Raw genomic sequence first — 21,783 nt, 5'->3', positions numbered from 1 at the left:
ATGCATAAATAACATATTGAGTTAATAATTAAATGCCATAATTACTCAAAAAAACTCACTTTAAAAAGGTTATGCAACATTTTTGTTATGTTATATGTCAAATTAATATGACGGCATTACTACTTTCCTGAAAAATTTGGTCTTCTTTTTTCAACAAATGCGCTTACACCTTCTTTAAAATCGGCTGTTTCGAAACATTTGCCAAAAGCCTCAATTTCGATGGCATAACCGTTGTTGTTATTTACGGCTGCAATAACAGCCGTAATTGCAGCTGAAACAGCCAGTGGTGCACGTTGCTTAATTATATTTAATATTTCTTCAGCCTTACTGATCAAATCAGACTGTGGAACAACATAATTGACAAGGCCTATTCCTTCTGCGGTTGAAGCGGTAATCATGTTTGCGGTTGTAATCATTTCTATTGCTTTCCCCTTTCCAACCAATTGTGTGAGGCGCTGGGTACCTCCGTAGCCAGGAATTAAACCCAAAGTAACTTCGGGCAAACCCAATTTCGCATGGTCTGAAGCGATGCGCATGTGGCAGGCCATGGCCAACTCCAATCCACCACCTAAAGCAAAACCATTGATTGCGGCAATAAATGGCTTTGAGGAATTCTCAATAGCATTAAAAACCCGATTATGACCAAGTTTGGCTAAATCTTCTCCCTGTTTACCGCTATAATCAGAAAATTCTTTAATGTCAGCCCCTGCAACAAAAGCCTTTTCACCTGCACCGGTCAAAATAACCCCCCTTACCGCATCACTCTTATCTGCATAAGCAATTACATCCGCCAGTTCCGCCAAAGTATCCTTGTTTAAAGCATTTAGCGCCTTTTCGCGATTGATGGTGACGTATAAAATGTTTTCCTTTAGTTCTGAGATTAAATTTTGATATGCCATAGCTTAAAAATTTCTATTTTCTGTTACCCAATTCTGAATATATTCTACAATACTTGCCATTGTTGTACCTGGTGGAAATAGCTCGCCTACGCCCATAGCTGCCAGCTTTAACCGGTCAGCTTCAGGGATAATCCCGCCGCCGGTTAACAACACATCATCTAACTGTTTTTCTTTCATAAAATGGATAATCTTTGGAAAAACAGTCATATGTGCCCCCGACAGGATAGAAATTCCGATGGCATCCACATCCTCCTGGAGCGCCGTATTCACTACCATTTCCGGTGTTTGGCGCAGGCCGGTATAAATTACCTCCATGCCAGCATCCCGTAAGGAAGTTGCAATTACTTTAGCCCCCCTGTCATGGCCATCTAATCCAACTTTAGCTACTAAAATGCGGATAGGCCGATTTAATACTTTGCTCATCATTCATATTAAGTTGATGTAAATGTATCGATTTTGAGTCTCAAATTAATCATTAACTAAAACAAGTAGAATTGCGCTAATCTTTTTACATTTGCATTCCTAATTTACAGGTTTTTATGAGCGAAGAGAAGTCATTGAACTTTATTGAAGAAATTGTTGAGAACGACTTAAATAGTGGTAAGTACGAAACTTTGGTTACGCGTTTTCCGCCTGAACCGAATGGTTATCTGCACATTGGCCACGCGAAAGCAATATGCTTAAATTTCGGACTAACACAAAAATATGGCGGTTATACCAATCTGCGTTTTGATGATACCAATCCGGTTACCGAAAAAACAGAATATGTAAACAGTCAGCAAGAAGATATCAGATGGTTGGGTTTTAACTGGAAAAATGAATTGTATGCTTCAGATTATTTTGATGAGCTGTATGGCTTTGCCGTTAAGCTGATCGAAAAAGGCCTGGCATATGTTGATGAGAGTTCTGCAGATGAAATTGCAGCTTTAAAAGGCACACCAACTGAGCCCGGACAGGATAGCCCGTATCGCAACCGCAGCATCGAAGAAAATTTAGCCATTTTCACTAAAATGAAAAATGGAGAATTTCCTGATGGTGCCTATATTCTGAGGGCTAAAATCGATATGGCCAGTCCGAACATGTTAATGCGCGATCCGATTATCTATCGTATTAAACATGCCGGACATCACCGTACAGGCAATAAATGGTGCATTTATCCCATGTATGATTTTGCTCACGGACAAAGCGATAGTATTGAACATATTACCCACTCCATTTGTACGTTAGAATATGTTTCTCACCGCGAATTGTACGATTGGTTTATTGAAAAATTGGAGATTTTCCCTTCAAAACAATATGAATTTGCCCGTTTAAATCTGACCAGTACGGTAATGAGTAAACGTAAGCTTCTTCAATTGGTTAACGAAAACCTGGTAAATGGATGGGACGATCCGCGCATGCCAACCATTAGTGGTTTGCGTAGAAGAGGCTTTACCCCAAAAAGTATCCGTGAGTTTTGCGAACGCATTGGTATTGCCAAGCGCGAAAACTTAATTGAACTCAGTTTATTGGAATTCTGCATCCGTGAGGATTTAAATAAAACGGCTAATCGCGTAATGGCAGTTTTAGACCCGATAAAATTGGTCATTACGAATTATGAAAAAGGCACAGAGGATTTAATCGGTGAAAATAATCCCGAAGCTGAAAACGGCGGTGGCACAAGAGTGATCCCTTTTAGCAATGAGCTTTGGATAGAACGTGAAGATTTTATGGAAGTGCCTGCAAAAAAATGGTTCCGCCTGGCTCCTGGTGCAATGGTACGCTTAAAATTTGCCTATATTGTTAAGTGCGAAGATTTTGTGAAAGACGAAAACGGAAATGTGACCGAAATTCGTTGTACCTATATTCCGGAGTCGAAAAGCGGAAGTGATACCAGCGGCATCAATGTTAAAGGAACGATCCATTGGGTAAGTGCTCAGCATGCCAAAACGGCCGAAATTCGCCTCTACGATCGCTTATTTACATCTGAAACACCGGATGCTGAAGAAGGTGATTTTAAAGATTATTTAAACCCTGAAAGTTTAACGGTATTACCTCAGGCTTATATCGAACCTGCTTTGGCAGATGCCAATTTAGAAAGCCGCTATCAGTTTATCCGCAAAGGTTATTTCTGTTTAGATAAAGATTCAACAGCCGATAATTTGGTTTTCAACAGAACAGTAACACTTAAAGATACGTTTAAGAAGCCTAATTAATTTTATTTTTTTGGGCTGAAAACAGGCACAGATGAATACAGCTTAATGTTGTTTGTCTGTGCTTTTTTTGTTCAGTGGTTCATTAGCCAGTAGTTCATCGGTTAACTTGCGTACGAAAAGTTCGGAAAGGATCGGTTAAACTTCTGCCCCCTGGCCTACGAGTTCCAGACTTATTTAAGCTAGCCGCCAATCGTTCCACTGTTAATATTTCGTATAAACATTATACAACACCAATATATCTACCGGGGTTAACGTAGGTTTAATATCACTCTGGATAAAATGGATTTTAAAAGCTGTAATGGCAGCGGGTAAGTTGGCGGTATTATAACCAATGTATTTGAGGGCTCTTTCTGTATCAAAGTCCACCGGTGGGTTTTTTAAAACCTCATCATACCAAAATCCAAAACCTTTATCTGCCAGTCGCTTCCAGGGAAAATTTCTGGGGTCGTTTTTACGACCTGGTGCAATATCTGCATGACCAATAAAATTCGCCGTTGGGATGTTATATGTTTTTTTTAAAGTTGCAAGCAATTTTAACAAGCTGTTAATCTGCGCATCAGGCCAGGGATCGGTTAAGCCATTATTATCTAGTTCAATGCCAATGGATGAAGAGTTGAGATCGGTATCTTTTCCCCATTTACTTACACCGGCATGGTTTGCGCGTAAGTAATCGTTAACCATATGTACAACTTTACCATCGCGACCAATTACGTAATGTGCGCTGGTACCTGCCTTGGTTGAGAAAAATGTCTTGATGGTTTGTGCCAAATTATCCTGGGCAGTATGGTGGATGACTACAAAATTTGGTTTCCGTATACCAAAATTCACAGAACCAATCCATTCCTGATTGGCAGCACCCAACGAATCGTAAAGCTGGCCAACCGGGGGCGTAGCATTTATTATTTTTGAAAAATCTTTAGCCTTTTCCTTGTAAATTTTCTCTGTTGCAGCGTATTTGCTGCTTCCACATGCAGATAAAATAAGTACCAGAGAGAGAGCAGAAATAGAAAATGATTTTGATAATTTGGAAAACAACATAGCATAAAAAGTTGGCTGATCGAAGGTACAAAGTTATGGTAAACTTCGCCCAATGCATCAAACTTTATACAAAGCTTTCAAAATTTACTAATTTAGCAGCCATATACTTTAATATGAAGAATTTATACAAATCAGCCCTGTTTTTATCGGCAGTCGCTATTTCAGTAGGCGCTTTATCGTCTTGCACTGGTAACAGTAAATCTAAAGGTGAAAAGGCTGTGGTGGTGCAACAAGATAGCCTCATCAATTATGTTGCGCAGCGGCTACCCATTTACGAGAGGGTAAAGTTAACGACCAATATTAACGGGCTTAGTGTAAACGACCGTAAAATTTTGCCCTTATTAATTCAGGCAGCTGAAATTATGGATCAACTTTACTGGAAACAGGCCTATCCGCAAAGAGATAGTTTGCTGGCTACTATTAAAGATGAAAAAACACGCGATTTTGTTAATATCAATTATGGCCCCTGGGACAGATTAAATAATGATAAACCATTTGTTGAAGGTGTTGGCCCGAAACCGGAAGGATCATTCTTTTATCCATACGGCATTACAAAGGAAGCCATTGAAAAATCAGACCTTAAAGATAAATTTGGCGCCTATTCTGTTGTTCAAAAAGACAGTACCGGCAAATTATCAACGGTACCCTATCACGTATTATTTGCTGCCGAATTACAAAAAGCGAGCTCATTATTGAAACAGGCCGCTCTGATTGCGGAGGATGGCGGTTTAAAAAAATATCTGAACTTAAGAGCGGATGCTTTGGTAACCGATAATTTTACTGCGAGTGATTATGCCTGGCTGGATATGAAAACCAATGGCTTGGATATCATTATCGGCCCGATTGAAAATTATGAAGACAAACTTTTTAATGCCCGTACCAGTTACGAAGCTTATGTTTTAATCAAAGACAAAGAGTGGAGCAAACGTTTGGCGAAATATGTAAAAATGCTTCCTGACTTACAAAAAAACCTACCGGTTGCGGCAAAATACAAAACAGAAACCCCTGGAACCGATTCTGAGCTAAATGCTTATGATGTAGTTTATTATGCCGGTGATTGTAATGCCGGATCGAAAACGATCGCTGTTAATCTTCCAAACGACGAAAAGATTCAACAGGAAAAAGGCACCCGCCGTTCGCAGTTGAAAAACGCCATGCAGGCCAAATTTGATAAGATCCTGGTACCCATATCAAAAGAATTAATTGAAGCCGACCAACAGCAGTACATTAAGTTTGATGCCTTTTTTGCCAACGTTATGTTTCATGAAGTAGCGCATGGTTTAGGCATCAAAAAAACCATCACCGGAAAAGGTTTTGTTCGTGCAGCATTAAAAGAGCAATACAGCTGGCTGGAAGAGGGCAAAGCCGATATATTAGGTTTATATATGGTAACCGGACTGCTTAAAAAGGGTGAATTGCAAGGGGATATAAAAGATTATTACACCACCTTTATGGCTGGTATTTTACGCTCAGTCCGCTTTGGTGTTTCTGAGGCACATGGAAAGGCAAACATGCAGTGCTTCAATTATTTTCAGGAAAAAGGCGCTTTTGAGCGTACACCTAAAGGTACTTACAAGGTAAACTTCGAAAAATTTGCATCGGCAATGAATGATTTGAGTGGGTTCATCCTTACCCTTCAAGGTAATGGCGATAAAGCGGCGGTAGAAAAGGCACAAAAAGAGAAAGCGATTATCCATCCGGAATTGCAGAAAGATCTTGATCGTTTAACCAAAAAGAATATACCGGTCGATGTAGTTTTCGAACAGGGTGTTGATGTACTTGGAGTGAAATAATATTTCTAATCTAAAAATTTAAGCCACTGTTCGGCAGGTATTTACTTGCTGGCCAGTGGCTTTTTTTTGCTTTGGTTTATCTAGTTTGAAGGTAATATCAGCAGCCAATTGGCACATTGCTTAATTGATTGAATGGGTTGAGCAAATAGCGCAAACTTAATTTAAATGGAGCTATTCTTCGTTTTTTAATCTCTAAGCCTCAGTACACTGAACTTCGGACTGTCAACTTCAAACTTTTTCAAAATCCCTGTAACCTTTTCTAAAAACGGTCGTCTTATCTATAACTAAACAATCGGAACGTTTCGCTTCCGGCTAAACTTAAAACAAGCAGGTAATTAACTGAAAGCGCATGCAATGCGGTACAGGATTTTTTTGCCCGTTTTTTAGAGAATAAATACCTAAACATGAAAACACTATACAAAATAATATTTACCCTTATACTTCTCTTTACTATCACAATAGGTTTTGGACAAACCAATCCTAAACCAAACATTACCGGGGTCATTATAGATGAGACTAAAAAACCTGCAGATTACGTTACCGTTGTACTCTTTAAAGCATCCGATTCCAGTGTAGTTAAAACAGCATTTACCGATCCAAGCGGAATATTTAATTTCACTATTTCGGGCAAGGGGGGCTATTATTATAAAGCCAGTAACATGGGTTATAAAACGCTTAAAAGTAAAACCATTGTTTTAACAGAAGACCATCAGAAAGCAGATTTCGGAACGGCACAGCTTGTTGCAAATACACAAAACTTAAAAGAGGTAAATGTAGCGGTAACCAAGCCATTGATTGAAAGAAAAATGGATAAGATTGTGATGAACGTTTCTAACAGTTCGATCATGACCGGTTCCACTGCCCTGGAAGTTTTACAAAAAGCTCCGGGTGTAACGGTAGATCAAAACGATAAGATCTCGATGATGGGCAAGCAGGGCGTATTAATCCAATTGGATGGCAAGCAAACCTACATGAGCAGTGCAGACGTGGCCAACCTGCTGCGCAATATGCAGAGTTCCGACATTGAAAGCATTGAGTTGATTACCAATCCATCTTCTAAATACGATGCTTCAGGAAACTCAGGAATCATTAATATCAAAACCAAAAAAAATAAAAACGGCGGAACCAACGGTAGCATAAACGGATCTTTAGGTTATGGTAAAAACCTAAGGGCAAATACAGGTTTAAACCTCAACTACCGTACACAAAAAGTTAATCTTTTTGGGAATTATAGCTATGGCAAATTTGAGCGCGATAACCTGATTGCTATTGATCGGATTTCGAATGGTACACCCGATACTTACTTTATGCAGGTAGGCCAGAGCAATAGAAAACAATATAACAATAACCTGAAGGCCGGACTGGATTATTTCATCGACAAGAAAAACACCATCGGTATATTGGTTAACGGCTATTTTAACCATGGTAATGAAACGTCAACCAATAACACCTTAATCGGTCCATCTTTTCAAAAGATAGACTCCACTTTGATCACCAATTCATTGCAGACAAACAAATACAATAATGTTTCTTATAATCTAAATTACAAATCTGTTCTAGATACCGCCGGCTCAGAAATATCAGCAGATGTTGATTATTCGAGGTACAAAGGGAACGATGGCTCTGATTATGAAAACGATTACCGTTTTCAGAATGGTGATAGAATCCGCCCAATCATTTATACCCGGAACAATACTCCTTCTATTATTGATATCAGGGCGTTTAAAATCGATTATAATGTTTCGCTAACCAAAACGGTTAAACTTGAAGCCGGGCTAAAAAGCAGTTGGGTAAAGACGGATAACGATCTACAGGCAGAAACGTTCGTTAACAGTGCCTGGGCGAATGATACCAGGAGAAGCAATCAGTTTGTTTACGACGAAAATGTAAATGCAGCCTATACCAATATAAACAAACAGTTTAAAAATACCAGCGTGCAAATCGGATTGAGGGTTGAGCAAACCAATTCGAAAGGGAACCTGATCACTAAGAATACTGTTGTGGAACGAAGTTACTGGGATTTCTTCCCCACTTTATTTGTGCAACAGAAGTTGTCAAAAAACAATCAGCTAGGGTTTTCTTACAGCAGAAGGATAGACCGCCCGAGTTATGATGCTTTAAATCCATTTATTTATTATTTGGATGAGTTTACCTATAGCAAAGGAAACCCTTTTTTAAATCCACAGTATACCCACAATTTTGAGCTGAGTTACACCCTATTGCAAAAGTACATGTTATCAATAGGTTATAGCAGGGTTAATGATGTAATTGCAGAGGTCATTTTGCCCGACGCAGCAAGCCGATCGTTATATCAAACCAATGCAAACATTGCCACCAACAGCAACTACAATGCTAATCTGAATGTGCCGCTTCAACTTACAAAATGGTGGCAGACCAATAATAACCTAAATGTTTTTTACCTAAGTTTTGAAGCGCCAGATCTGGCCGGGAGTGCTTTAAAAACCGGGAAAACATCTTTCCAGTTTAAATCTCAGCAAACCTTTACCATCCTGGATGGCTTTACCGGAGAGATAAACGGCAGCTATGAATCTCCGCTGGATTATGGAACGCTCAGATTAAAAGCACGGTATTATATTGATGCAGGCTTAAGCAAATCACTCTTCCATAAAAAAGCAAGTTTAAAATTAGCCTTATCGGATGTATTTAATATGTCTGAAAGTAATTTATCAAGTGCTTATCCTGGTTTAACCTACTCATTACATCAAAAAAATGAAACCCGAATCGGCCGGGTCAGCTTTACTTATCGCTTTGGCAAAAATGAGATTAAACCGGCCCGTCGCCGCTCAACAGGTACCGAAGCAGAGCAGGGAAGGATGAAGAATTAGGGGTAATTTTTACCCGTCCTTTCGACTATGCGTCACCCCTGAATTTATTACTTTATATTTCAAGCCATACGTCATGCTGAGTTTATTTCAGCATCTATTGTTAAGATCCGAATAAAGTTCAGGATGACGGTAATTGGAGAATATTTAAAACCTATATTCCATTATATAATCATCCATAAAATAGCCTTCACCAATATCAAGTTTTACCGATTCTTTAATGGTGAAACCTCCTTTCAGGTAAAAATCTTTGGCTTTATTATGTTTGTTCACATTCAATTGCAGGGCACTTCCCCCGGCATTTTTAACCTGGTTAACAACCTCATTAATTAAGATTTTTCCAATGCCTTTACCATGTGCAGATGGCAACACATAAAGCTTGTGCAATTTGTAAATGCGTTTCTCATGATCAATGATGGAATACCCTGCAAATCCAACCTGATTTTCGCCTTCTTCTGCAATAAGGAAAATATGTCCTTCCATCAATTGTTTCAGCAGTTCACCTTTACTATACATTTTATCCAACATATAATCAATCTGCGCCTGGCCGATGATATCAAGATAGGTGGAGGGCCAGGTGGCTGCAGCAATATCCCTGATGATTGCTATGTCATCTTCTTTTGCTTTTCTAAGTGTGATCATATCGGTTCGCTAATGAAAATCGGTTGTCCTGAAAAGGTAAACTCCACAAAGCCATCTTTAACTACAGTAAAAATTTCTTCCTCATTCTGCGCAAGGTTGGTAACCTCAAGATACCTGTTGCCATGAATCAGAAATTCACTTCCAGCAGGTTTCCAAACCGAAAATCCAGATTTTATGGGATAGTGCTTTGCCCTTTCAGTAAATACCACCAGGTTAATTTTATCTTCAAATCCAGCAAATTTCTCCAGATCAAATTTCCCCGTAATTACATTTACCGCTGGGTATTTCTCTTCGTACAGATAGTTGATGGCTACCATTAAAGCATCAACGGGTCCCTGAACAACCTTGGTGTCTTCCTGTGCTTCCTGTCCATTCCCATTTACCAAAACATCTACCTTTAAACCCAAAGAAAAAATTTTATCGTAATTTTCTCCATTAACCAAAAGTGTAGGGCTCCATTCAAGTAGCTGCCCCAAAAATTCTTCGTTAAAATTCCCAAGCTCATCAATATATAAAGCTGGCTCCTGTTTTTCTTTTACAATATGGTGTGAAGACATAATGCGAATATATAAATTTCGCTTTAAGTACGGTACAGGAAGAATTAATCGGGCGTAAAATGATTACCGGTTATAAGGATATTCACTTATCCAATGGAAACCCCTGTTAATGAGCTTAAACTCTTTAAGGTCTTTTTGTTTAAAACTTACCAATACAGAATCTTTCTCCCTTAGGCCCGATAAAATCAGCTTATCTTTTCCGATGACAGTATAGTTTAAAACATATTTTGTGGAGTCTTTCTCGGTTGATTGGAGTATCAATTCTTTTTTCTTCTGATCAAAAACCGTAGTGAAATTAGCAGAGCTATCGTTCATCTTTTTTATCCGTGCATAACCAGAATAATTGATAATCATTTGTCTCCATCTCGTGCTATCGGTAGTTAAAGGCGCCAGGGTTTTACCTTTAACTTTCATGCTTTCAACATTGTAAATACCGTACATAAATGGCTTAGGTGCCGCACTACCGTAAGTTTTTCTTTGTTCAAGCAATGATGATATCAAAAATGCTATAGAAGCTGTGATGTACAGGTATTTTATGCCATAAGCTGTGAAGTAAAGCCATTGCTTTTTAAACTTCGGGCGATACATTTTCTCAAGCTGCTGACTTTCATACCTAATAAAGAAGCGGTATAGCTTTAAGGAATGAGGGGCCAATATAAAAAGACACATCACCACCAATGCCGTTGAGAGTATTTTCACAGGAACATCGAAAAAATAATTCATCGTCATGACATGTACCGTTGCAGCCAAAGCAAGAAAGGCACCCACCACTACCGTTCTACGGAATAAAAGCATGATGGCTGAAACTTCAACAATGCCCATAAAAATATTGTAACCTTTAGAAAAACCAAGGAAGGTCCATGCAAGACCCATTGGCGATGCATTTCCAAAAGGTTGAAGTAACCTCATTAAAGAAGGATCGGGAAACTGGAGTTTGATTACTTTTATAGCACCATATAATACCAAAGTAAAGGCCAGATAAAATCTCACCAGTACCACAAGCCAGTAATAAGCTGCGTTATAGCTTTTGCGTTTTCGATCTAAAACCGACCAGATAATACAGCCAATTACAGATATCAAAAACATAAACAGTAGCAACACCCAGTCGTAAGAGGTATCGCCACTGCCATTGGTATAAATAGCGAAATCATAATGATAGTGGATAATGTGTTTAGAAAACCAGGGAATAAAATCATGTAATACCAGATTTGGCAATTGTAGTACACCGGAGAGAAACGTAAAGGCTCCGTTGTTATTCAGGATGATGAAAAGGGACAAGAGGAGAAAAAAGAACCGGAAAGATATTTTTTTATAAATGCTCCACGGTACAGTATTTTGGATAGCGTTTTCAGACATATTTTAGTTTGGTTTTACCCAAAGCTAAAAATTATACTATACCGTTCAAATTATAAAGTGTTAATTAACAGTGTTTTCTTTAACTAATATGTAAAAATCCCGATAGGCTTCCAAAAAATCATCAGCAAAATTAATGGCGCCGGAAACAGCTATCCCATAAATGCCCGTTTGCATTAAAGCTTCCACATCGTATGTTTTAATACCACCCACAGCCAATATCGGAATGTTGATGGCCTGACCTTTCAGTTCTTTTACCACATGCTGATAACCTTCAATACCTAAATGTTCATAACTGTTGGGTTTGGTTTCAGTTGCTGCAAATGGGCCATACCCTATATAATCGGCTCCCTCCAGGGCGAGGCGGGTTAAATTTTCCATAGTATTTGCAGATCCGCCAAGGGTGATATCATCGCCTACCAGTTTACGCAAGGCAATAAAATCGGCATCCATATTTTCGATATGAAAACCTTGAATATCGGCCTTTCCATTTAAATGAATATGATCGGTAACGATTAAAGTGGTACCCCAGTCATCACAGATTTCGGCTATTGCCTTAATATCTTTTAAAAGTTCTTCATCACTTTTGCTTAGACAACGGTACTGGATCCATTTTGCACCGGCCTCGCAGGCCAGTTGTGCCTGTTCAATGTGGTTTAAGTGTGGAATATCGTGCGTGATGTAATGAAGCTTTTCTATGTATTTCATGCTAATTTGTTCCTAAGACAATAAAGAGTTGACAACTTAAACAGGCTACTTGCCTAAAAGTTGTCAACTCTGAACGAGAGATTAGAATTTCACATTCAAACTTAACAAAAAGTTGGTGCCTGCCTGTGGATAAAAAAAGTTTTCGGTGATTCTGCTTCCGCCCGACTGATAGCCATAAGTATAACCGTTGCTTTCATACTTTTTATCGAGAATATTGTTTACCAGTAAACCAAGATTGATATTTTTAACGCCTGCAAATTTAAAATCATAACCCAAACGGGCATTGCTTACCCAGTAACCGTTAATGGTTCTGTCGTTATTCTGCGTATTATCCAGGTATTGCTTGCTTACATATTTACTTTGTAAGGCTACGGCAAAACCACTAATTGGTTTATACACAAGTTCGCCAAAAAGTACGGCATTTGGAGAATAGGAGATATCGGTTAAGTCATAGTTTTTAACTACTTGTCCGCCGTTATCATAATCATCATAATACTCGGTGAAGTTTTTGATTTTATTTTTGCTTAATGCGGCATTTGCATTTAATACGAAATGAGAACTGATGGTGTAAGCGCAATCTAACTCAATCCCCAAACGATAACTTCTGTCTACATTTTGACGGAAATTTCCACCCACATCATTTATTTTCCCGGTAACTACCAATTGGTTTTTATAAAACATCCCATAGGCATTGGCACCTACATTAAATTGTTCGTTTTTAAAACGATAGCCCAATTCTATATCATTTAAACGCTCTGGTTTAGGGGTAACGCCAACGGCAGCATCGGTAAAGTCATCACGGTTAGGCTCTTTGTTGGCCAAACTGAATGAAGCATATACGTTGCTCTGTGGATTGATAAAATAGGTGGCACCAAATTTCGGATTGAAGAAATTTAAGGTTTGGTTAATCGCCAGTGTATTCAATTTATTTTCCGTTCCCGCAATATCATAATACACACGGCGGTATTGCAGATCGGCAAATAAACTCAAATCATCAACAGGACTATAATTTACTTTGCCATACACATTAAAATCGGTCTTAAAGCCACCGTTATCATAATAATGTCGGTCAATAGTTCCGTTTGAAGCATATTGTGCCCAAATTACCTGGCCAAAATGTGCGCCTTTGTATTCATTGTAAGCTCCACCCAAAGTAAAATTTAAATTCTTTTCCGGCACATAATTAAAGGCGTAGGTAACCCCATAAAAATCGTTATCCAGCCAGCGACGGCGAATCAGATCTGTAGTGGTAACCGGTGTTCCCCCCGGAATAACAACCGGATTTAAACCATAATTTTTCAATTTATCCTGCACCCTGTATTCTTCGTAATAACCTTCACCTTTAGTGTAATGTAAGGCACCGTTAAAAGAAAACTGATCAGAAAACTGTCTGGCATAGATTAACTGATAATGGTTCTGTATATAGTTGTCTGTTTGATTGTTATAAAGAAAACTATTATATCTTCTGCCCGAGTTTAGCAAATTTGCTGCATCTTCTGCACTTAATCCATTTCTATCAATATAAGCTTGCATGCCGGCCAAATCGTTTTCTAAACGCGATTGCGGGATGCCGTTCCACGACTGGTAAGTTTTTTCATTTCCGGAAAAAACATTTACACGCAATAAATCCTTATCACCATGGTAAGCACCAGATAAAAAGTACGATTTTAATAAGGAAGCTCCACGATCTACATAACCATCTGAACTGATTCTTGATAAACGGCCGTCAAAGCTAAAACGGTTGTTAATCAAACCTGTTCCTACCTTTACGGTATTTTTCCAGGTATTGAAACTGCCATAAGTATTGTTTAGTTCAGCATAGGGTTCAGTTTCACTGGCGGTAGTCTGTATGTTTAAACTGGCTCCAAATGCACCCGCACCATTGGTTGAGGTACCTACTCCACGCTGAATCTGCACATTATCAACGGACGAGGCAAAATCGGGCATGTTTACATAAAATGTTCCCTGGCTTTCGCTATCATTAATGGGAATGCCGTTAACCGTAACGTTAATCCGGCTGTTGTCGCTTCCGCGGATTCTGATCCCAGTGTAACCTACACCTGCACCAGCATCAGAAGTAGCCACTACACCTGGTGTGTTTTGTAAAATAAAAGGCAGATCCTGCCCGAAATTATTCTGCTGGATTTCTTCCTTACCAATATTCTTATAAGTAGTTGCCGATTTATCTGTAGCACGGGTAGCACGTACAATAACTTCTTCAGCCAGGAAATTTTGTGGTGCCAGGCTAAAATCAACTATAATATTCCGGGTAAGTTCAACAGCTTTTTCGATTGTTTTATAACCTACATAACTTACTATAATGGTATATTTTCCGTTCGATAGGTTTGTAATGTTGTAATTTCCGGTAGCATCGCTTACCACCGCTGTTTTTTGATTCCGCAATTTAACTGTAGCGCCTGGCAACGGCTGCTGGTTCTGGTCTGTTACTTTACCCGTAACCGAAATTTGTGCCGATGCAAAGAAGGGCAACATTGCAACAAGTGCTGCAAAAAGTAAATTTTTCAATGTTTTTGTTTTTAGTTAAACCCATCGGAAAAGGGGCTTCCCCGATTTCAGTTAAACTTCCATAACTCCAATCCCTACGCCGGCATTACCCGGATCAGGTGCATTTGAGGTTGATGGTTGGAAGGTTTTAAGGCTGATGGATTTTACCCTCTACCTTTTTACCTTCTACCTTTTGCCTCAAAATGGGTATGATCTCAGCCTGTTTTTGTGTCATTTAAACAAGGCACCCCTAATGATGAGACAAATGTAGAAAATATTTGACAGTTCGAATGAATTTTGAAGATTTATAAACTAATTGGCTAATAATTGAAAGCTTTACAGCATGTTTAATAAATTTTCTGGCGATGAGGCTTAGAAATTGATCGGTACTGTATGCATGGCATTTTCAGTGCCACATTTCCCTCTTGCCGATCTGATCCAGATGTTAACCTGCTGACATTAGGGTCTATAGGATCAGGGCTATGTTAATTGGAGTTTGTGTTACTATTAATTGGCTCTTCCAGCTATCCTGGCTGTAAAGTTAAATGTAGCGTCTATACAGATTGAAGGATAGGATTGGGTTTTCAAACTCAATATTTCCAATTAAACAGAAGTGAATTTTATCGAAAAGTTGGGATTTGCCGGGTTTGGTTAATGATATAGTCTAAAATTATTATCCCTGTTTTTTTGAAGCGCAATTGCAGTGCTGATTGGTTATTGTAGTCCTGCTTTCCGTTATAAGTCCGCGCTCATGCCTCGCTTGCGGGCTTCCACTTCAATCAGGGCTATTTTGGCTCTGTATTACTATTAATCGGCTTTTTTTCCTGTCCGTTGAGTTAAGCGTAGCGTTTCTACGGACTGATGAAAATTGAGGATAGTAGAAAAACAAGAAAGGCCCGGAATTTTTATTCCGAGCCTTTTGGATATTTCTGGTTTCGAATTTTACCAGAAAGTAGAATAAAGTGCAACTAAAATTCCGAATACAATCAGTGATCCAACGGCAAACGAAGGATGAACTTTGAACATGCTCGAATCTACTTCTAAACCATTAGATTTATCGCCTTTGCTGTTTTCGAACATACTGATGGCAAACATCACGATTATACAAACTACGAATACAATTCCCATTCTATCCAGGAAAGGTATTTCATAAACGCCATCTGCGTTAGCTACCGAGAATCCAAAATTATGAAGGAAAGATAAGTCCATCATTCCAGGCAGGAATTTTAACAATACCGATAAACCAAAACCACCAATAGTTGCAAATAAAGCTGCATTAGAAGTGGTTTTTTTCCAGAAGAAGCCCAAAATAAACATGGCAAAAATACCAGGACTTACAAAGCCGGTATACTCCTGAATAAATTCGAAACCACCTTTTTTATCGATACCTAAGAATGGCGAAATGGCAATTGCTATAGCCATTGCTACAATTACAACTACACGTCCGGTGCCTACCAATTTTTTCTCACTGGCTTCTACATTGATGTGTTTCTTAAAAATATCCAGTGTAAAAATGGTAGAGATACTATTGATTTTACCGGCTAACGAGGCTACGATTGCTGCGGTTAAAGCGGCAAAAGATAAACCTTTAAGTCCTGTAGGCAGGATATTCAATAAAGTAGGGTATGCCCTATCCGGACGAAGTTCTCCGCCGGGCATCATTGAATTCACATCGATACCTGTTTTTTCTGTATATAACATATATACTGCAATACCTGGCAGCACCACGATTAATGGCATTAACAGCTTTAAAAATGCGGCGAATAGGATACCAGCTCTTGCTGTTTTCAAATCAGCGCCTAAAGCACGTTGCGTAATGTACTGGTTACATCCCCAATAGTTTAAGTTTACAATCCACATCCCGCCCAGCAATACCGTCATGCCTGGTAAGGAAGCATAATTAGCACTATCTTTCTTAAAGATCATGTGGAAATGATCTGGTGCTTTTTCCCTTAAGAAGGATAAACCATCCAGTACGCCGTGGCCACCAAAATGATCACTCACTAAATTAAGTGCCAGATAAGTAGTGGCTAAACCGCCGAAAATTAAAAATGCTACCTGGATCACATCCGTGTAACCAATTACTTTCATGCCGCCCAATGCAATAATTACAGAAAAAATAGCGAGGCCGATCATACAATACCAAAAGCCGATACCCGAAATACTGCTCACAGCGAGTGCCCCCAGGTATAGGATAGAAGTTAAGTTTACCACCACGTACAATAACAACCAAAACACAGCCATAATCATGGCTACGGTGCCATTGTAACGCTGACTTAAAAATTGTGGCATGGTGTAGATCTTATTTTTAAGATATACAGGAATAAAAAATGTAGCTACAATGACCAATGTTGCAGCGGCCATCCATTCGTAAGTGGAGATAGCCAATCCCATTTTAAATCCATCGCCGCTCATGGCTACAAATTGCTCGGCACTAATGTTGGAGGCAATTAAAGATGTACCAATGGCCCACCAGGTAAGTGAACCTTCTGCAAGGAAATAATCCTTGCTGCTCATCTGCTTCTGCTTTTTACGATGGTAAATCCAAAAGCCATAAATTGCCACAATGGCGAAGTAGGCTAAAAAAATAATGTAATCTGTGACTTTCATTTAAGTTATTTGGTTTAGAAATCTAAATGTAGCAAAATCATAAATTAATCTACGCTTTTTTTGAATTAAAAAATGTTAAAATGACGTTTATTAATTTTGAACTTCCTCAAAATAAAGATTATTCGGCTAAGATGGTTAATTTGATTAGCATTCGCAATAGCGTGAGTGCCCAGCTGGAGTAGAGATATTTTAAGTTTGCTTAGTTTAAATACAACCGCGGTTTGTGCCTGCACAAACCGCGGATAATATATTTTACGTAGAGATAATTTTAGATATATCGGTTAATGAGGTTCTCCAGATATTCCTGTCTGCCGCTGCGTACCTCTGGTTCGCCATTTTCTGCGGCGTAATTTCTTAAGTCTTCCAAACTTAATTTGCCTTGTTCAAATTCGGCACCCTTTCCACTATCAAATGAGGCATAGCGGTCGGCCCTTACCTTTTTATAATCAGATTTCTGAAGAATGGCATCTGCAGTAACTAATGCCCTAGCAAAGATATCCATGCCACCTACGTGTGCGTAGAATAGGTCTTTCTGATCAGTAGAGTTACGGCGTATTTTTGCATCGAAGTTTACACCCCCACCTTGTAAGCCACCACCCTCTAAAATGATTAACATGGCTTCGGTTAGTTCGTTAATATCATTCGGGAACTGATCCGTATCCCAGCCATTCTGGTAATCGCCACGGTTAGCGTCGATAGAGCCCAACAGGCCGTTATCTACCGCAACCTGTAATTCATGCTGGAAAGTATGACCAGCCAGTGTGGCGTGGTTTACTTCTAAATTTAACTTAAAATCTGCCAACAGATCGTATTGTTGTAAAAAGCCCCTTACTGTTGCTGCATCGTAATCGTATTGATGTTTAGAAGGTTCACATGGTTTTGGTTCAATAAAAAATGTTCCTTTAAACCCCTGTTTGCGGGCATAATCTTTAGCCGTATGTAAGAATTTTGCCAAATGCTCCTGCTCACGTTTCATATCAGTGTTTAATAAGCTCATATAGCCTTCTCTGCCACCCCAAAAAACATAGTTCTCACCGCCAAGTGCAATGGTTGCATCCAACGCAGCTTTAACCTGGGCAGCACCATGTGCCAGCACATGAAAATCCGGATTGGTAGATGCACCATTCATATAGCGCTTGTGGCTAAATAAATTGGCTGTTCCCCACAAGAGTTTTACGCCGCTATCGGCCTGTTTTTGTTTGGCATACTCAACAAGTACCTGTAATCTGCGTTCATTTTCGGCAACATCGTCGCTATAATCCACCACATCCACATCATGGAAGCAATAGTATGGAATTTGCATTTTAGTAATAAATTCAAAGGCTGCATCCATTTTATCTTTTGCCCGCTCTACTGCATCTTTTTTTTCATCCCATGGAAAAACGTGTGTGGCACCTCCAAATGGATCGGCACCATTGCCATTAAATGAATGCCAGTAAGCACAGGCAAACTTGAAATGCTCACTCATGGTTTTGCCTGCTACTACTTTGTTGGCGTCATACCATCTAAATGCTAATGGATTATCGCTTTCCAGACCTTCAAATCTGATCTGCTCAATGCCTTTGAAAAATTCCGTTGCTCCGGTTACTACTTTTGTCATGTTTTTTGTTTTTTGATTGATGGTCTGTTGGTCAATGGTTCATGGTAAAAACTCATCATGAATTATCAACCCTTAACCGGTTGCTAATTGTTTTTTTAATATTTCTTTCCAATCCTGATAGATTGGTTCGTACTCAGCTGAATGTTGTGGTATTAAGGTTTTGATTACTTTGTGGTTACTAAAAGCTTCTTCTGCACTTTTAAAAATGCGGGCACCTATACCCGCACCCAGAGCCGCCCCGACACTGCCATCGTTTTCGTAAAGTTCTACCGGAATGCCCGTAACATCTACAAAAGTTTGTGCAAATACATCACTTAAAAATAGATTGGCCTTTCCGGCGCGGATCACTTTAGGCTGCATGCCATTTTCGCGCATAATATCCAATCCATAACGGAAAGAAAACGCAATACCCTCCTGTACCGCCCTGAAGATGTCTGACTGATGGTGCAGGTTTAAATCAATGCCCAGTAGCGCTGCGCCTGTGTATTGGTTGTTCAACATCCGCTCTGCGCCGTTACCGAAAGGAAGTACTTTTAAACCATTACTGCCAATCGGTGCTCTTTCGGCCTGGATATTCAGCTCTGCATAGGTAGATTGCGGTGCAAAATTATGTTTTGCCCAACGATACATGCTACCGGTACCATTGATACAAAGTAAAACACCAGTGTGCTTTTTTTCTTCAGAATACGTTACGTGTGCAAAGGTGTTCACTCTCGATTGTTGATCGTAAGTAAGCCCATCGCTTACCCCGTAAATTACCCCGGAAGTTCCCGCTGTAGCCGCGACCTCCCCAGGTTTTAACACATTTAGGGAAAGTGCATTGTTTGGCTGATCGCCAGATTTATAGGCAACCGGAATGCGAGATGGCAGGTTCAGGGCATGGGCAATATCGGCTTTTAAATAACCATGTTCTGAAAACAGGGGTTTCAGGGTTGGGATCAGGTTGCCTGAAATGCCATAATAACCCATTACATCTTTAGAAATTTCGTGGTTTTCAAAATCCCAAAAAATACCTTCAGAGAGGGCCGAAATACTTGTAGTGATTTCTCCAGTTAATTTCATCGCAATAAAATCGCCGGGGAGCATGATTTTGTCGATACGGTTATATACGTCTGGCTCGTTTGCTTTTACCCAGGCCAGTTTTGATGCCGTAAAGTTGCCGGGAGAGTTTAATAAATGTTGCAAAGATTTTTCGTGACCGATTGCCTCGAAAGCACCATTGCCCAGTTCAACTGCCCTGCTATCGCACCAGATTATACTATCGCGAAGCACCTGCTGATTTTGATCTACAACAACCAGTCCGTGCATTTGGTAGGCAATGCCAATGGCTTTAATTTTTTTTGGCTCAAAAAGACCGGTTGAATTTAATTTAAGAATGGCTTGTTGAACATTATGCCACCAGTCATCCGGCGATTGTTCTGCCCAGCCGGATTGTAAAGATTTGATGGCAGTTTCTTCTTCAGGATATTGAGCTGTGGCGATGTTTTTTTGTGTAGCTGCATCAACAACAGCAACTTTGATGGATGAGGTGCCTAAATCAATACCTAATAAATACATGCTTTCATATGGTTTAAATATTTGGTTATGCAAACGGTTGCATAAAGATAGTAGTAAAAATATAAAACGCAAATTTTTTGTAAAAAACGATTCATTTATGCAAACGGTTGAATTGTGTCAATTTGCGTTTAAACTGATGCGGAATTGTTAATTATTTATATTTTTACCAGGTACAAAGAAATATTTATGGAACAGATTACATGGGGCGATTTCGAAAAAGTTGAGTTAAGGGTAGGTACTATTCTGGAAGCCTTTGAATTTCCGGAGGCCCGAAGACCAGCTTACAAATTAAAAGTAGACTTTGGCGAATTTGGCATTAAAATGAGCAGCGCGCAGATTACGAAACATTATACATTGGAAGAGTTACCGGGAAAACAGATTGTTGGGGTGATTAACTTCCCTAAAAAACAAATCGGAAAATTTATGTCTGAATTTTTAGTAACTGGTTTTGCTGATGAAAATGGCGATATCGTATTAACTACGGTAGAGCGTAAAGTGCCGAACGGAAGTAAACTGATATAATGCATTTAGATACTGAAGTTTTACCGGCCTTTGCTCTTGAAAACTTCGGAAGTCTGCGCGTTATTTGTTCACTATTAGCACAGACTTTTGTTAAATAGCCCTGATGGCAGCGCAAAGCCCGCAATCCCGGTTTTTCACCGGGAGAGGACTTGGAACGTAAAGCAGGACTGAAACAGCCGATCAGTACTGACACTGCGCTCCAAAATCCAATTAAAGTTTCAGCTTAGACTTCATAAGTTTACCGCGCCCATGGCCACCAAAACTTCGGAGGTCTTTTTGGCCATTATTACCCTATATTTGCTTCATGAGTTTTTACAATTTCGAAAATACCGATCCTAAAGAAGAAGATATTCATTACATGAAATTGGCTTTGGAAGAAGCGAAAAAGGCTTTGGCTGAAGATGAAATTCCAATAGGTGCGATTGTGGTCAGTAAAAACAGGATTATCGGCCGTGGCTATAATTTAACCGAACGCTTTAACGATGTGACTGCACACGCCGAAATGCAGGCTTTCACCTCTGCATCGCAAACCATTGGCGGGAAATATTTAAGGGATTGCACCTTATATGTAACCATCGAGCCTTGTGTAATGTGCGCCGGAGCAAGTTACTGGACGCAGATTGGTCGTATTGTATATGGTGCCAGAGAAGAAAAAAGAGGCTTTATCTCCAAAAATGCGCAACTGCTGCACCCTAAAACTGTGCTCAAAGGTGGTGTAATGGCGGAGGAGTGTGGCGCATTGATGAAAGGTTTCTTTGCTAAGAAAAGATAGCTTCCTGTTTCTATAATTGATTCATGGTCAATAGTTGATAGTTAATGGTCAGCGGGGTCATATAGATGACGTAGGGCAACCTTTTTTTTGCATTATGTAAATGACTATTATCTTGGTGATTATTATAATTTTCAATCAATGCCGATACCCACAAAACCATTTGATGATAATAACATGAACAAATCTTAA

Annotated in this window: 16 protein-coding genes; 5 read left to right on the top strand and 11 right to left on the bottom strand. The window is 39.4% G+C overall.

The window, feature by feature from the left end; genetic code table 11:
• Nucleotides 1-119: 119 nt before the first annotated feature.
• Together QZ738_RS02875 and QZ738_RS02870 are read right to left on the bottom strand one after the other, a co-directional pair.
• Entirely contained in the window at nt 120-899 is a 780-nt protein-coding gene (locus QZ738_RS02875) for an enoyl-CoA hydratase-related protein (protein ID WP_293784272.1), read from the bottom strand.
• A 3-nt stretch (nt 900-902) separates the two neighbouring features.
• Nucleotides 903-1,325 (bottom strand): cobalamin B12-binding domain-containing protein, encoded by a 423-nt coding sequence (locus QZ738_RS02870; RefSeq protein WP_293784270.1) that lies wholly within the window; start codon nt 1,323-1,325, stop codon nt 903-905.
• A gap of 113 nt (nt 1,326-1,438) precedes the next feature.
• On the opposite strand from QZ738_RS02870, the gene QZ738_RS02865 reads away from it, so the two are divergent.
• Complete coding sequence (locus tag QZ738_RS02865; RefSeq protein ID WP_293784268.1) at nt 1,439-3,094, top strand: glutamine--tRNA ligase/YqeY domain fusion protein; 1,656 nt, start codon at nt 1,439-1,441, stop codon at nt 3,092-3,094.
• A 201-nt stretch (nt 3,095-3,295) separates the two neighbouring features.
• Here QZ738_RS02865 and QZ738_RS02860 read toward each other — a convergent pair whose 3' ends face one another.
• On the bottom strand, nt 3,296-4,132 hold the full coding sequence (locus tag QZ738_RS02860; protein ID WP_293784266.1) for an N-acetylmuramoyl-L-alanine amidase: 837 nt from the start codon (nt 4,130-4,132) through the stop codon (nt 3,296-3,298).
• A 113-nt stretch (nt 4,133-4,245) separates the two neighbouring features.
• Here QZ738_RS02860 and QZ738_RS02855 point away from each other — a divergent pair, with 113 nt between their 5' ends.
• Entirely contained in the window at nt 4,246-5,925 is a 1,680-nt protein-coding gene (locus QZ738_RS02855; RefSeq protein WP_293784264.1) for a Zn-dependent hydrolase, read from the top strand.
• Nucleotides 5,926-6,329: 404 nt separating this feature from the next.
• Nucleotides 6,330-8,771 (top strand): TonB-dependent receptor, encoded by a 2,442-nt coding sequence (locus QZ738_RS02850; protein WP_293784261.1) that lies wholly within the window; start codon nt 6,330-6,332, stop codon nt 8,769-8,771.
• 144 nt (nt 8,772-8,915) lie between these two features.
• On the opposite strand, the gene QZ738_RS02845 is transcribed toward QZ738_RS02850, so the two are convergent.
• From QZ738_RS02845 to QZ738_RS02810, 8 genes are all read right to left on the bottom strand, one after another.
• A complete protein-coding gene (locus tag QZ738_RS02845) occupies nt 8,916-9,410 on the bottom strand; it encodes a GNAT family N-acetyltransferase (protein WP_293784258.1) in 495 nt (164 codons plus the stop codon).
• Nucleotides 9,407-9,967: a thiamine pyrophosphokinase gene (locus QZ738_RS02840; RefSeq protein ID WP_293784255.1), complete on the bottom strand. Its 561-nt coding sequence runs from the start codon at nt 9,965-9,967 to the stop codon at nt 9,407-9,409. The genes QZ738_RS02845 and QZ738_RS02840 overlap by 4 nt, the downstream gene beginning before the upstream one ends.
• A 63-nt stretch (nt 9,968-10,030) precedes the next feature.
• Nucleotides 10,031-11,323, bottom strand: a complete 1,293-nt coding sequence (locus QZ738_RS02835) for a hypothetical protein (RefSeq protein WP_293784252.1) — start codon at nt 11,321-11,323, stop codon at nt 10,031-10,033.
• A gap of 60 nt (nt 11,324-11,383) precedes the next feature.
• Nucleotides 11,384-12,028: a thiamine phosphate synthase gene (locus QZ738_RS02830; protein ID WP_293784249.1), complete on the bottom strand. Its 645-nt coding sequence runs from the start codon at nt 12,026-12,028 to the stop codon at nt 11,384-11,386.
• An 81-nt stretch (nt 12,029-12,109) separates the two neighbouring features.
• Nucleotides 12,110-14,554 carry a TonB-dependent receptor gene (locus tag QZ738_RS02825; RefSeq protein ID WP_367268555.1) on the bottom strand — a complete coding sequence of 815 codons (2,445 nt, stop codon included), beginning with the start codon at nt 14,552-14,554 and terminating at the stop codon, nt 12,110-12,112.
• Between the two features lie 921 nt (nt 14,555-15,475).
• Nucleotides 15,476-17,143 carry a sodium/sugar symporter gene (locus QZ738_RS02820; RefSeq protein ID WP_293784247.1) on the bottom strand — a complete coding sequence of 556 codons (1,668 nt, stop codon included), beginning with the start codon at nt 17,141-17,143 and terminating at the stop codon, nt 15,476-15,478.
• A 268-nt stretch (nt 17,144-17,411) separates the two neighbouring features.
• Nucleotides 17,412-18,743, bottom strand: coding sequence for a xylose isomerase (xylA, locus tag QZ738_RS02815; RefSeq protein WP_293784245.1), 1,332 nt, complete (start codon nt 18,741-18,743; stop codon nt 17,412-17,414).
• Nucleotides 18,744-18,815: 72 nt separating this feature from the next.
• The gene (locus tag QZ738_RS02810; RefSeq protein ID WP_293784243.1) at nt 18,816-20,300 is read right to left on the bottom strand and encodes an FGGY family carbohydrate kinase; all 1,485 of its coding nucleotides are present in this window, start codon (nt 20,298-20,300) and stop codon (nt 18,816-18,818) included.
• A gap of 186 nt (nt 20,301-20,486) precedes the next feature.
• Between QZ738_RS02810 and QZ738_RS02805 the strand changes: the two genes are divergently transcribed.
• Both QZ738_RS02805 and QZ738_RS02800 read left to right on the top strand, forming a co-directional pair.
• Nucleotides 20,487-20,822, top strand: coding sequence for a tRNA-binding protein (locus tag QZ738_RS02805; RefSeq protein WP_293784240.1), 336 nt, complete (start codon nt 20,487-20,489; stop codon nt 20,820-20,822).
• A 304-nt stretch (nt 20,823-21,126) separates the two neighbouring features.
• Nucleotides 21,127-21,594 (top strand): nucleoside deaminase, encoded by a 468-nt coding sequence (locus tag QZ738_RS02800; protein WP_293784237.1) that lies wholly within the window; start codon nt 21,127-21,129, stop codon nt 21,592-21,594.
• The last annotated feature ends 189 nt before the right edge of the window (nt 21,595-21,783 follow it).

This window comes from uncultured Pedobacter sp. (genome assembly GCF_913776295.1).
Taxonomy (GTDB): Bacteria; Bacteroidota; Bacteroidia; order Sphingobacteriales; family Sphingobacteriaceae; genus Pedobacter.
Note: the sequence above shows the minus strand (reverse complement) of the source record. Positions and strands in the feature narration are given on the sequence as shown.